The sequence below is a fragment of the Actinomadura madurae genome, from assembly GCF_900115095.1.
GTDB lineage: Bacteria > Actinomycetota > Actinomycetes > Streptosporangiales > Streptosporangiaceae > Spirillospora > Spirillospora madurae.
Map to the genome: position 1 here is coordinate 256080 of NZ_FOVH01000005.1, position 15012 is coordinate 271091.

Sequence of the window (15012 nt, forward strand, 5' to 3'; positions counted from 1 at the left end):
ATGGCACTCGCCGACCACGATGAAATCGACCATTCCGCCAAGGCGCCGCCGTTCCCGCCGGAGGCGGTCCGCCGCTACCGCGCGGCCGGCCTCTGGGAGGAGCTGACACTCGCGGAGCAGTTCCACGCCGCCGCGGTCCGGCACGCCGACCGGCCCGCCGTGGTCGCCTCCGAAGGGCGGCTGAGCTACCACGACCTGGACCGGCGCACCGATCTGTTGGCCGCGGGCCTGCACGCCGCCGGGCTGCGGCCCGGAGATCCGGTGCTGTTCCAGGTCACCAACCGGCTCCACACGATCCTCGCCTGGTACGGCGTGCTGAAGGCCGGGCTCGTCCCGGTGGCGACGCTCGCGCTGCACCGCAGGCACGAGCTCGGCCAGATCGCCGCCCGCACCGGGGCGCGCGCCCACCTCGTAGAGGTCGATCCGGAGGACAGGTTCGACCTGGTCGCCCTGGCGGACGAGCTGCGGCGCGACGCGCCGGCACCGCGGCACGTGATCACTGCGGGCGCGGCGGAGGACCGGCCCGGCTGCCTGCGGCTCGAAGACCTCGGCGCGGACACCGACCCGGCCGAGGCCCGCCGCCTGGTCGAGCGGATCCAGGACCGGCTCGACCCCGACGGCGTGGCAGTCTTCCAGCTGTCCGGCGGCACGACCGGCGTCCCCAAGGTGATCCCGCGCCGGCACGCCGAGTACTGGTACAACGCGGCCGCCTACGCCCGGTGCCTGGGGTGGGACGCCTCCAGCCGGGTCGGGCACATCATCCCGATCATCCACAACGCCGGAATCGTCTGCGGCCTGCACGCGGCGCACGGTGTGGGCGCCCGCCTGATCCTCGGCTCGCCGAACCCGGGACGGTCCCTGCCACTGCTGGCCAGGGAAGGCGTCACCGACCTGGTCATCGGGCACGGTCACTTCCAGGACGTCGCCGACCAGGGCATGGGGGCGCTGGCCCCCACCCTGAAGCGCGCGATCCTGTCCGGCGCCAAGATCCCGCCGCGGCTGATCGAGCACATCGAGCGGCTCGGCGTCTGGCCCGGCCAGCTGTTCGGCATGGCCGAGGGCTTCTTCGCCGTCACCGGGCCGGGCACCCCGCGCGAGGCGCGGGCGCAGACGGTGGGCGAGAAGTTGTCGCCCCTGGACGAGTTCGTGATCCTCGAACCCGGCACCGAGAACCCCGTCCCCGACGGGGTCACCGGCGAGCTGTGCTGCCGCGGCCCGTACACCATCCCCGGCTACTACGACGCTCCTTCGCACAACGCCGGAGCGTTCACCTCGGACGGCTTCTACCGCACCGGCGACCTGGCCTCGGTGCGGGTCTTCGGGGGCAGGCGCTGCCTCTCGATCGACGGCCGCATCAAGGACCTGATCAACCGGGGCGGAGAGAAGATCAACGCGGAGGAGGTCGAGCTGCTCCTGCTCCACCACCCCGGCATCGCCGAGGCCGCGCTGGTCGCCATGCCCGACCCGCGGCTGGGCGAGCGCGCCTGCGCCTTCCTCGTCCCCGCCGGCCCCGAGCTGACCATGGAACAGGTCCAGCACCATCTCGACGGCCTCGGCGTCGCCAAGTACAAGTGGCCGGAACGGCTGGTCTGGGTCCCCGAACTGCCCCGCTCCAACGTCAACAAGATTGACAAGAAGACCCTGCGCAGCTGGGCCCGGAACAGATGACCTCTCCAGCGGCACTGGGCCGAGGTCAGGGACCGAGCAGCCCGATCAGCGCGCCAACGTCCCGCAGCGCTGAGATGCTGCTGGAGCAAGGCACCACCCTCTGTGGCCTCGACGATGTTCTGCTCCGTCGAGCCGGCCACCGCGTGGTGGCCGTGCCGCGACAGCGCCTCCGACAGATCGGAGTAGTAGCGGGTGATCTCATCCTGTGCGCGGCGCCACGCCTCGTCCCCGTCGTCGACGTGCTGGAGGCGCTCCTCGGCGCGGCGGGCGAGCCGCACGGCCGGGTCGGCGGCCACGGTCCGCCGGTGTCGGGGACCTCCACGGCACAGCCGAGCTGGAGCAGCCCCGTGGCTGCGAAGCGCTGCAGTTCGACGATCGCGGCGTCCCGGCGGTCGCCGGTCTCGGTGAGCTGCTCCTCACGCCCCTGCGCCTTGGCACGGGTCTCGCCCGCCCTGCGGTGCTCGCCGTCCAGGCGCCGGATCGCGGTCTCGAGTTCGGCGATGCGCTGCTTGGCGTCCTGCAGCCGGTCGCGCAGCTCGTCGACGGACGCCAGCAGATCCGGGATCGCCTTGCGTGCACGGGTACGCAGCAGGTCGGCCTGGCACGGATGACCCCGTCCGCCGACGAACCACGACCACAGACCCGACCAGCGCCCCTCCCCCAGCGCCAGCTTCTCCCCCGTCGCCGCGCTCACCGCGACCGGCTGATCGGTCTGCTCGTCCGGCACAGTGGCTCCGTCCGGCACAGCGTCCGCGACCTCCCACCGGGCGGCCAGCGCCAGCAGGTCCGCGACCCGCTCCGGCGGCAGCGCCCGCAGCGTGGCGGCGATGTCATGATGCTTGACGACCAGCTCGGACACGAACCTTTCCAGGTAGGCGATGAGCCGGTCCTTGTAGACCAGGAACGCCTCCTCATCGACGTCCTGGAGCTCGATGGTGCGTTGCAGCCCGCTCATGAACGCACTCGCGTTCGCCGCGAGGCTGTCCGGCCGGTTCATCAGCTCCAGCAGCGGTTGTGCACCACGGCCGGATCGGGATACCCGGGCAGGTCCCTCAATGCGCGCAACCGCACCCGGATGTCCTCCAGAGCGACCGCCTGGAGTTCCCCGCGACGGCCGATCTCCTCCTCGTACACCTCCAAGGCCCGCTCGGCCGCCTCCCCCTCGCGGCTGAGCTGGTACAGGAAGCGGGCCCGGTAGAAGTCCTCCACCGTGGTGACCCGGCTTGTATCGGGGTCGGCACGCAGGTTCCCCCAGTCCGCCAGGCTGCCCAGCGCCTTGTCGACCGTTTTCTGCGGGACCGGGGCACCGCCGTCGCGGCGCAACGCCTCGGCCACGTCCTCGGGCCTCAGATGCACCACGAACCGGCGCTTGCTCTCCACGAAGACGCCCATGACCCGGTCCAGCTGCTCCATCACCATCCTCGGTCGAATCGCGGCGGCATCCAGTATGCGACCTCTCGCCACCGCCGCCGCCTTGAACGACCGAACACGCAGCGCTCTAGAACGCGCACGCAAAGCTAACGAACGGTGCGCCGCCCCGCGCAACGATCTTGAGACCGCCCGGCAGAGCCGACCGGCGCAGAGCTCGTCCTGCCCGCTCGACGGGCGGGTCACCCCACCATTGGCCCTCCGTACTTGCACGGCGATCGGATGAACCTCTGCGGGCGGAACACAAACCATGTTGGCTCGTTGTCAGCTCGGCGGTTCCGAAACGGATCGGCGCGGCTCCTGACCCCGTCGAAGGCGGCGAGGTGATCCTCTTCGGATGGGCCGAGGCAGGCCGCAGCGACGGATGTTTCCGATGCGACGCCTTCGGGCCGCTCAGATATCCACCCATGGAGGTGGCGGTGAGGTGAAGTCGGAGTGGTCACGGCAGGGTCCCCTCGGAGGGAGCCGGACGGTGGCTCGGCCGTGACGGATATCTGTGCAGCGCCCGAAGCAGCAAGGGGAGGCCGATCGCGGCGGGCAGGAACCAGAAGGTGATCGGAGGCAGCAGCTTCCAAAGCGGTAGGCGGGGGCCGTTGTCGACGTAGAAGGCGGTCAGCAAGGTGATGTAGGAGATTGCCATGGTGGTGATGTGGTGGCGCTGCCATCCGCGCCACCGCATCCGGCGTGCCGCGTACCCGACGCCTGCGGCGGCGAGCGCCAGGGCTCCGAGGATCAGCAGGTAGGCGGTGTGGGGGCGGGCGGCGGCGATGCCGGACGCGGTGACCGCGACGAGGACCAGGGCGCCGAGGTAGATCCTTCCGCGACGCGGGTGCCGGCCCGGTCGTTTGGGGACGCGCATCGCGTCGATCCCGGTGATGACGGCGGTCAGCCCGGCCCCGATATGCACGATGATCACACCGTCCAGCAGCATGGTTCTCACCCTTCGGCCCGGTCGGTCTGTGCGGTGAGGAACTCGGCCAGCAGGTCGGCGACCAGAGCGGGCCGTTCTTCCATCAGCAGGTGACCGGCACCCGGCACGATCACCAGGCGTTCGGGGCGCCCTCGGGTGCCGGGGATGTCGCCGTGCAGCCGCTCGGCCCATTCGGGCGGGAAATGCACGTCCTCGGCACCCCAGACGATGAGTGTCGGGGTGTCGAATCGGCGGAGTGCGCCGAGCGCGGCGGCGGTGTGGGCCTGATTGGCGGGGTCGAGTTGGAGGCCCAGGAACCGGCGGGTCTTGGCGCGCCGGTGGGCCGTGGCGAGGTTGGCGGCGATGTAACCGTCGACCAGTTCGTCGGTGAGTGCGTCCGGATCGTGCACGGCCTTGCCTGAGGCCAGCGCCCATCGGAAGAGCGGTCGCCGCGACCATGCCCAGAGCACCGTGCGGCCGATGACGGGCAACTGGGTGGCCCGGACGAACGGCAGTTCTTCCGATGAGGGCCAGTTGTCGTAGGCTTCGGCGTCGGCCAGCACCAGCGCGGTGATCCGGTCCGGATGGTCCGCGGCCAGCAGCTGCGCGACCGCGCCGCCTTGGTCGTGGCCGACCATGGCCGCCTTGTCCAGGCCGAGTTCGTCCAGCAGTCCGAGCATCGCTGCGGCCTGGGACGGCAGCCGCCAGTCCGCGTCCGCCGGGGTCTCGGTGTCGCCCAGCCCGAGCAGGTCCGGCGCCACGCACCGGAACCGCCGACGCAACCGGGCGATGACACGCCGCCACACGAAGGACGAGAACGGGCAGCCGTGCAGCAGCACCACCGGCGGTCCGTCCCCCTCATCGAGGTAGGCGATGCGGTTCTCGCCGATCCGGGCGTGCCGTTTGGTCAGATCGTTCTGCTCATGTCCGGTCATCACCGGCCACCGCCGTCTCCTCGGTCAGGCACAGGGCCAGGTCCAGGACTGCGGGGATGCACGGGTCGGCGATCGAATAGAAGATCCGGTTGCCGTCCCGGCGAGCCGCCACCATGCCTCGGTCGGTCAGCCGCTGCAGCTGGTTGGAGATCGCCTGGGGCCGCATCCCCACCTGCTCGGCCAGTTCCCCCACGGGCACCTCGCCGCCACGGTGCAGCGCGTGCAGCAACCGCAGGCGGGTGTCGTTGCCCAGCACCTTGAACAGCACCACCAGCTGCGACGCTTGAAGCGGTGTCAGCAACGGCCGCTCGGCCAGGGGCGGCTTGCCCGCCCGCGCCGGTGGTGTCAGCGGACGCCCTGGTTCGTGTGCCGGCGGGCAGCACTCTCGAGCTTCATCCTGCACAACCCCACTATCACACTATTTTGTGTAATTGTGTAGAGCGACTCCGGGTGGTTCCCGGAGAGTGGACGGGCAGGGGCGCCGGAGTGGTGCGAGGATGCGGCCATGGCTGACCTCCGCAAGCGTGAGCCCCAGGCGATCAAGGCACACTTGGCCACGGTGATACTGCACGGTGATCGCGTGGAGATACGCCGGAGAGGGTTGGCTCGCATGGCCAGCGATCGGCACACGGTGATCCCTCTGGCCGAGATCGTGCAGAGTCCGGCTGGCCCCGGGCCGCCGGTCATCAAGACGCGGGGGCCGTACCGGTCCAGCGCGCGGCCGACCGGGACACCGGCCAGCGCGGCGACTATGAGCGCGGCGGTGATGGTCGCGGTGGACCAGCCGGTGTCGCGGGTGATGGCAGAGGCGAGGACGGGAAAGGCGTAGTACAGCACGCCCCAGCTGGTGATCTCGGTAACGCAGAGGGCGAGCAGCGGGACGCGGGACACCGTGCCGGGGCCGGCGGCGGAGGTGTCCGCCGCCGGCCCCGGCACGGGAATCAGGGCGTTGCCCCGTCAGGCACCGCTGTGTTCGGCCTCTCCGGAGTAGCCGTGCACGCGCCCGGTCGCGAACCCCACTCCGGCGGGTGCGCCGATGCCGATGCTGACCGGTTCGGGGGCCGCGGAGCCGCAGCATGACCCGCCACCAGGCTCGGACTGGACGGCAGGGGCAGGCATCGCCTCGGTGTAGCACGATGTCCCGCAGCCGCCATCCTGGCTGGCTCCCGGCAGCAGGTCGTCGGTGACCAGGTCGGTGGAGCAGACACCGGTTTCGGGCAGGTCGAGCTGGACGGTGTCGGCGGCTTCACGGTCGCCGGCGAGCGCGGCGACGATGGAGCGGACCTGCTCGTACCCGGTGGCCATCAGGAACGTGGGGGCGCGCCCGTAGCTCTTCATCCCGGCCAGGTAGAACCCGGGCTCGGGGTGGGCGAGGTCGCGTTCGCCGTGAGGTGGGACCGTCCCGCAGCTGTGGAAGTTGGGGTCGATCATCGGAGCGAGCTTGGCCGGCGCCTCGGTGGCGGGGTCGAGGTCGACGCGGACCTCGCGCAGCATGTCCAGGTCGGGACGGAATCCGGTGGCCGCGACGACGTTGTCGGCCGGGAGCGTCCGTGCGCCGTCCGGGGTGTCGCCGGTGACCTGGACGGGTCCGGCGGCGGGGCCGTCCTCGGGGACGGTGAAGCCGGTGATGGTGAAGCTGCGGACCAGGTCGATCTCGCCATCGTTCACCGCCTGCTTGAGACGGGTCCCCAGGGCTCCGCGCGCGGGGAGGCCGTCGGCGTCTCCGCCGCCGTACAGCCGGGCCACCGATGCGCCCCGCACCGCCCAGGTGATGCGGGTTCCAGGCTCGCTCTTGGCGAGTTCGGCCAGCGCGAGCAGCGTGTTGGCCGCCGAGTGGCCCATCCCGACCACCAGGGTGCGGCGGCCGGCGAAGCGGTCCCGGTCGCGGTCCAGGACGTCCGGGAGCGGCCCGGTCAGGTACGGGGCGGCGTCCCGCTCGCCGGGCGCCAGGAGACCGGAATGCCCCAGCGGGTTGCCGCGGCCCCAGGACCCGGACGCGTCGATGACCGCTCGGGCGGTGATGTCGTGCACGGCTCCGTCCGGGCCGACCGCGCGGACCAGCAGCGGACGCTCCTGGCGGCCGACCGTCCTGGTGACGTCCATCCCCTGACGGGCGACGGCCACCACCCGGGTACCGGTGCGGATCCGCCCCGCCAGCGCGGGCACCTTCGCCAGCGGAGCCAGGTAGTCGCGCACCAGCTCGGCACCGGCCGGCAGCGCCTCGGCCTCGGGCAGGCGCCAGCCGGTCGGCTCCAGCAGCCGCCGGGCGGCGGCGTCGGTGTCGTACCGCCACGGCGAGAACAACCGGACGTGCCCCCATTCCGAGATCGCCGCGCCGACCTCGTCCCCGGCCTCCAGGACCAGGAAGTCCTGGTCGCGTTCGGCCAGATGCGCGGCCGCGGCCAACCCGACAGGCCCGGCTCCGATCACCACGACCGGCAGACCGTCCTGCTCACCCTCGGCGAGGCAGCCGCACCCGGCCTCGGCCTTGGCCTCCTGGACCGTCTTCTCGGGGTCCACGACCTGCTCGGCGTCGGTGCAGCAGGCCTCGACACCGCAACAGCTTGCTTCGCCGGCGGACGCGGCGGGCGCCTGGTGTCCGGTGTTGTCGTTCACGATGGCTCCTCGGTGGTTCTGTGATGGATCTTGCCTCAGGTGAGGTGATCAGGGGCGAGCGCGGTAGGCGGCGGTGGTGGTGCGGTCGACGTGCGCGGCCGAGCGGCACGCGGGAGTGCAGACCTCGCCGCGGGTCTCGCGGAAGGTGATGCGGGCGCCGTGGCGGCGGTGGGCGGCGATCCGGGCGAGCAGCGATTCCATCTCGACTCCTTGTTTAGATGTCTGTCTAAGCAGGCGCCAGTTTGCATCACTGGGTAGATGGCCGTCAAATTAGATGTATGCCTAAGTTGATGGAGATCGAGGATGTGTCCGCCACCGACGTCTGCTGCGCACCCCTGAGTGGCCCGATGCTGGACGAGGCAGAGGCAGTCGAGCTGGCGAAGGTGTTCAAGGCGTTGTCGGATCCGGTGCGGCTACGCCTGCTGAACATGATCGCCTCTGCGGACGGCGGCGAAGCCTGCGTGTGCGACTTGACGGGCGCGTTCGAGCTGACCGGACCGACGATCTCCCACCACCTGAAAGTGCTGCGCCAGGCCGGTTTGATCGATGGTGAGCGACGCGGCACGTGGGTGTACTACCGCGCGGTGCCGGAGCGGCTGACACGCTTGTCGGGCTTGTTCGCCCTGCCCGCCCTGACACCGGCATAACCCCAGCAGCCCCGGCAGATCCGGGCGGTAGGGGCGACTGAACCCGCCCGTCGCGGCGACCACCATCGGGGCGGTGAAGACCTCACCGCCGGCCGTGACCACCTCGAACCGGCGCTGACCACCACCGGTGAGGGCCACGACCTTCTCGACACGCTGCCCGGAACGGATGCCGGCGTCCAGGCGCGCGGCGTAGTCGGCGAGGTAGGCCACGACCTCGTCCCGGGTGGGATAGCCGTTCGGGTCGCCGGGGAACTTCGCCCCGGGCAGAGCACTGCGCCGGGCAGGGGAGAAGAGGGTGTCAATCCCCTCGAAGCGTGGAGACGGTGTTATGCCACTTCGGCCTTGCACTGGGCCGTTGACGCCCTCCGCGCTTCTGCCATCTGACGCGAGTACGAAGTCTGCACGGTCTATGCAACCTGGTCAGTTCGGATTGCACAGTCCGCCTCTGTCCGCCGGCTCACCGGGCTGCTTAGGCTCGAAGCGCCTCGAGGCCGTTTCCTGGCATCCGAGGTTCAGAGAACGACGCACTACGTGCCCGTCCTCGGCGGGCCCGCCACTTGCCGGGCCGAGATCCCGGAGAAAGACCTTTCATGTCCTCAAGGCACACAGACCCGCACCTCCCGCTCGGCGACCCTCGGCAGGAGATCCGCGACGCCGAGCCGCCCGAGGGCCTCGCACCGGACTCGGTCATCCGGCTCGACGACGCCGACGAGATCGACACCGACGTATTGATCATCGGTTCGGGAATGGGCGGCGGGACGTTGGCGTACGCGCTGCGGGAGGCTGGGGCCCATGTCCTGATGGTCGAGCGCGGCGGATTCCTGCCGCGCGAGCCGGAGAACCACGATCCCGTGCACATGTACCTCAAGGGGCGTTACAAGAACGCCGGCTACTGGTATGACGGGCGCACCGGGAAGCCCTTTGCGCCGGGCACGTACTACTGGGTCGGCGGGAACACCAGATTCTACGGCGCGTCGTTGCCCCGGTTCCGGCGCAGCGACTTCACCGAGGTCGAGCATCAGGAGGGGCGGTCCAAAGCCTGGCCGTTCTCCTACGAAGACCTCGAGCCCTACTACGGCGAGGCTGAGCGCCTCTTCGACGTTCACGGTCAGACCGACGAGGACCCGACCGAGCCACACCACTCCACGCGATACCCTTTCCCGCCGCTCCCGCACGAGCCCGCTGTCGAACGCCTCGCGGAGTCGATGCGCGTCCAAGGCCTCAACCCGTTCCACACTCCGAACGCGATGAACATCACGAGCCGGGCCGAGCGCATCGCGGTCGCCACCGCCGACGGCTGTCCGGACGACACCGGGATCAAGGCCGAGGCGGAGAACAAGGTCATCGTGCCGGCCTTGCGGTCCGGGCATGTCAAACTGATGGTCCGTACTGAGGTCACCCGTCTGCTGCCCTCCGATGACGGGCGGCGGCTCGTGGCCGCTGAGGCCCGCCACCTGGGACGCGTCATCCGGATCAACGCCCGGCGAGTCGTACTCGCCGCAGGCGCCGTGAATTCCGCGGCGCTGCTGCTGCGATCGGCCACCCGCGCCCAGCCCGACGGCCTCGGGAACTCCTCGGGATTGCTGGGACGCAACTACATGGTCCACAACAGCACCTTCCTCGTCGGGGTCAATCCGTTGCGGACGAACGACACCCACTGGCAGAAGACCCTGGGTATGAACGACTTCTACGAGGCAGGCGCGAGCAACCGATATCCACTGGGCAACCTGCAGATGCTGGGTAAGCTGCAGGCTCCGATGCTCAAGCCCGCACGGCAGTGGGCTCCGATGTGGGCGCTGAAATTCATGTCCGCCCGCAGCATCGACATCTACCTCACCACCGAGGACCTGCCCTCTCCTGACAACCGTGTCCGGGTCGACGGCGACAGGATCCTCATCGACTGGGTTCCGACCAACGTCGCGCCACACCACGAACTCGTGCGCCGAGTCACCCGCATCGTTCGGAAGGCCGGCTACCCCTTCATCTTCACCCAGCAGATGGGCATCGAGACGAACTCGCACATGTGCGGTACCGCGGTCGCGGGCCATGATCCGTCCACGAGCGTCCTCGACGCGACCTGCCGCAGCCATGACCTCGACAACCTCTGGATCGCCGACGCATCGTTCTTTCCGTCCTCGGCGGCGCTGAACCCCGCTCTGACGATCGCGGCCAACGCCCTCCGGATTGCCCCGTCCATCGTGGCCGGACTCTGACGAACTGCCCACCAATGAAGCAGGGCCGGCACCGTCGCGTCAGAGACGGAGGGTGCCCGCGGCTTGTCCCGCCCACCACGTACGAGACAAGCGGCGGATGAGCTGCGTGCGCGCTGTCAACGCTCGCCTTAAGTCAATGGTCCGGCAAGCGCGAAGTCCTGGCCTGCTCGCGACGTCAGCGGTGGTGAGCGCTGGGCGCGTCATCGGAGACTTTCGGGCTCCCCGAGCAGGTCATACCGGGTACGGGTCGGGACGGCGTGGTCGAGCGGAAGTCGCCCGAAGAGATCACGCCGTTCCCCGGCCGGTGACGGGCCTCATTGCTCGCGCTGTTCTCCAGAGGGAAGCGACAGCCCTATCGGCGGGCAGACTGGAGGCCGCCGTGGCCCGAGCCGGATCGGCGTGGGGCCACGGCGGCGCTTGGAGTGGTGGTGGACCTGGGGTGATCGTCGGTCCGGGTGGTGTCAGAGGTGCTGTTCGGTGGCTCGGTTCTGCGCGTACTCGTCCTGGCGCTCGTCGGTGATGTAGGCCGGGACGGGGAAGTCCCACCAGCCGGGCACCCACGGGCCGGCGGCGTCGCGGTCGGTCGGCACTTCGATCAGCGCCGGAGCGCCCGAGTCGACGGCCTTCCGCAGGGTCGGCTCCAGCGAGGCGTCGTCCTCGATCTTCCACGACTGGATGCCGAACGAGCGGCCGAGCGCGGCGAAGTCGGGGCTGTAGGGCAGCCCGTCGGGGTAGGAGAACTCGGTGCCGATATGGCGAGAGGTCTGTTTGCGCTGCCCGCCGCGAATGGACATGTAGCCGGCGTTGTTCTGCACCACGAAGATCACCGGGGCGCCGGTGGTGACGCTCAGGGCGATCTCCTGAGCGGTCATCAGGAAGTCGCCGTCACCCAGGACGCAGACCACCGTCCGGTCGGGGCGCCCGAGCTTGGCTCCGACCGCGGCCGGAACCGCCCAACCCATGGATGAGAAGCCGCCCGAGGTGAGATGGGTGCGCGGCTCGTAGACGGGGAACGTTTGCTTGACCGCGCCCTGGGTGTTGCCCGACCCGGCGACGATGATCGCGTCGCGCGGGAGCACGTTGCGCAGCGCGCCGAGCGGACGCTGGGAGGTGAAGGGGAAGCGATCGCTGTCCCGGCGGGTGGCCAGTTGTTGCTCCCACTCATTCTGCAGTGTCTCCAGCTCGGCCAGATACTCCGAGCGTGGGGCCGGGAGCCTTTCGGGCAGGGCGGCCACGATGGCCGCGACGGCCCGTTGGGCGTCGGCGACGATCCCGACCTCGGCGGGGTAGTTCTTGCCGATCTCGTGCGGGTCGATGTCGATGTGGATGAGCTTGGCGTCGGGAATGGAGAAGGTGATGCCCTTGGCATAGCTCGACGCCGACCAGTCGGTGAAGCGGCAACCCGCGGAGACCACAACGTCGGCGGTGCTGGCGATGCGGTTGCCGGTGATGGTGCCCGTCTGGCCGACGCTGCCGGCGAACAGGTGGTGGTCCTCAGGGAAGGCGCCCTTGCCGTTCCAGGTCGTCACGACCGGAATCTGCCAGCGTTCGGCCAGGGCGAGCACCTCGCCGGCGGCGTCGGCGGTGATGGCGCCGCCACCTACGACGATGACGGGACGCCGGGAGCCGCGCAGCACGCCTGCCGCGCGCTCGATCGCCTCCGGGTCGGGGTGCTGGCGGCCGACGGGCAGGCGCCGGGCGAGGTCGTGCAGATCGACGTCCGCGGCCTCGGCCTGCACGTCCATCGGGACCTCCAGGTGTACCGGGCCGGGACGTCCGGTCAGCATCGAGTTGAAGCAGCGGTGGATCACGAACGGCAGCTCCTCGACCCGGGTGACGACCCAGTGCCGTTTGGAGACCGCCTCGGCGACCTTCGGGAAGTCGTTGGCCGTGTAGCGTTCCAGTTCCTGCAGCAGGCCGTGCCCGCGCATGTGGGTGGGCGGCCCGCCGGTGATCACCAGGCAGCTGGTCGAGTCGGTGAACGCGGTGCCCATGCCGATCACGGTGTTGCTGGCGCCGGCGCCGATGGAGGTGATGGCCGCCATGGGCTTTCCGGTGGCACGCCAGTAGCCGTCGGCCAGGTGCACCGCGCTCTGCTCGTGGAAGGTCTGCACGAAGGGAATGCGCGAGTCTTCTTCTAGGAAGGCGTCGGTAAGCGACCAGATTCCGTGGCCGGGGATGCCGGCGACGTAGGGGACGCCATAGTTCTTCAGGGTCTGGGCGACGATCTGGCCACCGGTCAACTTCGGCATGAGAGTTGTCCTCGTTGTCTCAGGATCGGATACCGGCAGGCGGTCTACCTGACCTCTCGCGCGGCCCAGGCGAAGCCCTGCCGGCACAGCCGGGTCACGTCGGGATTCTGCAGGTCGTCGAGGTCATGGCCGACCGCACTGTAGAACACCCGGCCGCGCCCCCAGGTCCGCGTCCAGGCCTGCGGCATGGTGCGTCCGTCGAGCCAGGCCAGCTGGTCCCCGGTGAACCGAGTCTGGGCCAGGACGTGGTTGTTGGGGTCGACGGACATGTAGTACTGCTCCGAGGCCACGCGGAAGTCGGAGACGCCGGCGGTGATCTCGTGGTCACGGTCGACGATCGTGACCTCGTAGGGGTACTTCACGCCCTCACCGGCGGGGTGTTCGAGGAAGCTGCCGCCGAGCAGCCAGTGGTACTTCAGGCTGGTGCGGAACGCGGCGGCCGCGCCGTGCCAGGCGGCGATGCCGGTACCGGCCTGGACGGCCTCGAGCAACCGGTTCTCCTGGGCGGTGGTGAGGCCTTCGGAGAGCAGGGCGTTGTTCCAGTTCAGGGCGATCAGGTCGTAGCCTGTGAGATCGGCGTCGAGGGAGAAGACGTCGTTGGTCTCCTTGACATCGAAGCCCAGTTCGCCGAAGACCGGGCGCGCCCACTGGGCGGCGACCTCGTACGGCTTGTGGCCGCGCCATCCACCGTACAGATACATCACGCGGGTCATGAGGTCCCCTTTGCGGTCGTCTCGAGCCTGGCCTGACGGGCCCGCAGCTTCTGCGCGATGTCGATCGCGTCGCCTTCGGGGGCGGTCGACTTGCGCTCGGGCTTGGCGATGAAAAGGTAGGCCAGGCCGGCGGCCGAGACGATCAGGAAGCCGATGAGTGCGATCCACCGGTCGACGAAGGGCGCGTCGGCGTCTCCGGTGGGGGCGGCGAGCAGGATCATCGCGATGATCCCGTAGGCCAGGGCCAGGACGTTGACGATCGTTCCAGCCCTGCCCAGGGTCCATGCTCCTGCCGGGCGCCACCCCTTGAGCCGCATCCGCAGGGCCGCGAAGACCACCATCTGGAACGCCAGGTACCCGGCGAGCATCTGGAATGCCGCGATCTTGGTCAGCGAGTCGGGTGAGACGTAGACGAACACGAAGATCAGCAGCGGCAGCACGTTGACCGCGATGAGGGCTGTGAACGGCACGTGGAAGCGCCGGGAGAGCCGGTTGAAGATCCGGCTGCCGGGGAACATGTCGTCGCGGGCGAAGGAGAACACGATCCGGCTGGCCGCCGCTTGCTGGCTCATCACGCCGGCGATGAACGAGGTCAGGGTGACGATCAGGACCAGCTTCGTGCCGAGGGTGCCGATGGAGCCCTGCAGGATCGCGGGGATCGGGTTGGAGTCGGCCCCGGATACGATCGCCGGCAGGTCCGGTGCGGCCAGGGCGTATCCGGCGAAGGCGAAGACGGCGGCGAGACCTCCCACGACGACGGTGAGCTGCATGGCCCGCGGGATGCTCCGCGCCGGGTTCGGGACCTCCTCGGCCACCTCACCGCACGCCTCGAAGCCGTAGAAGAGGAACAGGCCTACCAGCGAGGCGCCGACGAAGGTGCCGAGGTAGCCGCTCGGTCCCGCGGTGCCCATCGTGTCGAAGAAGATCGTCGGGGAGTTCTCCCGGGAGAAGATCAGCAGGTACAGCCCGACCAGGACGATCCCGATGAGCTCGGCGGCCAGACCGATCTTGGAGATCAGCGCGAGGGTGCGGGTGCCGAAGCTGTTGCACAGGAAGCACACGATGGTCACCGTGACGGCGATGAGCAGCCGCTGCCCCGAGCTGGAGGCCACGCCCGGCTCCCGAGCGGTGCCCAGGAACAGGCTGGCGGCGAAGTCAGAGCTGAACAGGGCCGTGCTGGTGATACCGATCGTGATGCAGGCGAGGTAGGTCCAGGCCGTGAACCAGGCGTAGCGCCCGCTCCACAGCCGCCGCGACCACTGGTAGAGGCCCCCGGCGAGGGGGAACTGCGAGACCACCTCACCGAAGACCAGCGCGACCAGCAGCTGCCCCAGACCGACGATGACGATCCAGAAGATCGATGGGGGGCCCGCGCCGGCCAGCCCGACCGCGAACAGCGACACCACGCCCACCAGGGGCGACAGGTAGACGAAGCCCAGCGCGAAGTTGGCCCAGAGGCTGACCTTGCGGTCGAACCGCTCCTCATAGCCGAGCGCGGCGAGCAGCTCGGCGTCCTCGGACTTGCCGACCGGTGCGGTGGGCGCCGCACCGGAGCCTTGATTTTCACCCAGTGTGGTCATGACATTCCTTCAGAAGGCCAGGGCGAGACGTGCCACACCGCTCGTTTCGC

The 15012-nt window shown here is 69.7% G+C and carries 14 protein-coding genes and 1 pseudogene; 4 read left to right on the forward strand and 11 right to left on the reverse strand.

Going from position 1 to position 15012, the window contains the following annotated elements; all coding sequences use genetic code 11:
* A complete protein-coding gene (locus BM339_RS17335; RefSeq protein ID WP_075021505.1) occupies positions 1–1668 on the forward strand; it encodes a (2,3-dihydroxybenzoyl)adenylate synthase in 1668 nt (555 codons plus the stop codon).
* Positions 1669–1693: 25 nt separating this feature from the next.
* On the opposite strand, the gene BM339_RS51435 is transcribed toward BM339_RS17335, so the two are convergent.
* The 5 genes from BM339_RS51435 to BM339_RS17360 form a co-directional block, all read right to left on the reverse strand.
* Positions 1694–2623 carry a DUF2397 family protein gene (locus BM339_RS51435; protein ID WP_337959918.1) on the reverse strand — a complete coding sequence of 310 codons (930 nt, stop codon included), beginning with the start codon at positions 2621–2623 and terminating at the stop codon, positions 1694–1696.
* Between the two features lie 41 nt (positions 2624–2664).
* Positions 2665–3081: a DUF2397 family protein gene (locus BM339_RS51440; RefSeq protein WP_256255384.1), complete on the reverse strand. Its 417-nt coding sequence runs from the start codon at positions 3079–3081 to the stop codon at positions 2665–2667.
* Between the two features lie 454 nt (positions 3082–3535).
* Positions 3536–4027: a DUF2306 domain-containing protein gene (locus tag BM339_RS17350; protein WP_075021508.1), complete on the reverse strand. Its 492-nt coding sequence runs from the start codon at positions 4025–4027 to the stop codon at positions 3536–3538.
* Positions 4028–4032: 5 nt separating this feature from the next.
* Positions 4033–4941: an alpha/beta fold hydrolase gene (locus BM339_RS17355; protein ID WP_075021509.1), complete on the reverse strand. Its 909-nt coding sequence runs from the start codon at positions 4939–4941 to the stop codon at positions 4033–4035.
* The gene (locus tag BM339_RS17360) at positions 4928–5212 is read right to left on the reverse strand and encodes an ArsR/SmtB family transcription factor (protein WP_200871767.1); all 285 of its coding nucleotides are present in this window, start codon (positions 5210–5212) and stop codon (positions 4928–4930) included. Before BM339_RS17360 ends, BM339_RS17355 begins: the two co-directional genes overlap by 14 nt.
* Before the next feature lie 234 nt (positions 5213–5446).
* On the opposite strand from BM339_RS17360, the gene BM339_RS49910 reads away from it, so the two are divergent.
* Positions 5447–5770, forward strand: coding sequence for a hypothetical protein (locus BM339_RS49910; RefSeq protein WP_177287710.1), 324 nt, complete (start codon positions 5447–5449; stop codon positions 5768–5770).
* Between the two features lie 128 nt (positions 5771–5898).
* On the opposite strand, the gene BM339_RS17370 is transcribed toward BM339_RS49910, so the two are convergent.
* Complete coding sequence (locus BM339_RS17370) at positions 5899–7557, reverse strand: FAD-dependent oxidoreductase (RefSeq protein ID WP_083597689.1); 1659 nt, start codon at positions 7555–7557, stop codon at positions 5899–5901.
* A 48-nt stretch (positions 7558–7605) separates the two neighbouring features.
* The gene (locus BM339_RS49915; RefSeq protein ID WP_021591324.1) at positions 7606–7758 is read right to left on the reverse strand and encodes a hypothetical protein; all 153 of its coding nucleotides are present in this window, start codon (positions 7756–7758) and stop codon (positions 7606–7608) included.
* 89 nt (positions 7759–7847) lie between these two features.
* Between BM339_RS49915 and BM339_RS17375 the strand changes: the two genes are divergently transcribed.
* A complete protein-coding gene (locus BM339_RS17375; RefSeq protein ID WP_218163667.1) occupies positions 7848–8204 on the forward strand; it encodes an ArsR/SmtB family transcription factor in 357 nt (118 codons plus the stop codon).
* A gap of 69 nt (positions 8205–8273) precedes the next feature.
* Here BM339_RS17375 and BM339_RS48730 read toward each other — a convergent pair.
* Positions 8274–8552, reverse strand: a pseudogene (locus BM339_RS48730) (FAD-dependent oxidoreductase); the annotation flags it as partial.
* Between the two features lie 242 nt (positions 8553–8794).
* Here BM339_RS48730 and BM339_RS17385 point away from each other — a divergent pair.
* The gene (locus BM339_RS17385; protein ID WP_083597690.1) at positions 8795–10417 is read left to right on the forward strand and encodes a GMC oxidoreductase; all 1623 of its coding nucleotides are present in this window, start codon (positions 8795–8797) and stop codon (positions 10415–10417) included.
* Between the two features lie 461 nt (positions 10418–10878).
* On the opposite strand, the gene BM339_RS17390 is transcribed toward BM339_RS17385, so the two are convergent.
* From BM339_RS17390 to BM339_RS17400, 3 genes are read right to left on the reverse strand one after another with little or no spacing between them, the layout of a single operon-like run.
* Positions 10879–12669, reverse strand: coding sequence for a thiamine pyrophosphate-binding protein (locus tag BM339_RS17390; RefSeq protein WP_075021510.1), 1791 nt, complete (start codon positions 12667–12669; stop codon positions 10879–10881).
* A 44-nt stretch (positions 12670–12713) separates the two neighbouring features.
* On the reverse strand, positions 12714–13382 hold the full coding sequence (locus tag BM339_RS17395) for a ThuA domain-containing protein (RefSeq protein WP_021591328.1): 669 nt from the start codon (positions 13380–13382) through the stop codon (positions 12714–12716).
* A complete protein-coding gene (locus tag BM339_RS17400) occupies positions 13379–14962 on the reverse strand; it encodes an APC family permease (protein ID WP_143118476.1) in 1584 nt (527 codons plus the stop codon). The genes BM339_RS17395 and BM339_RS17400 overlap by 4 nt, the downstream gene beginning before the upstream one ends.
* Positions 14963–15012: the final 50 nt, after the last annotated feature.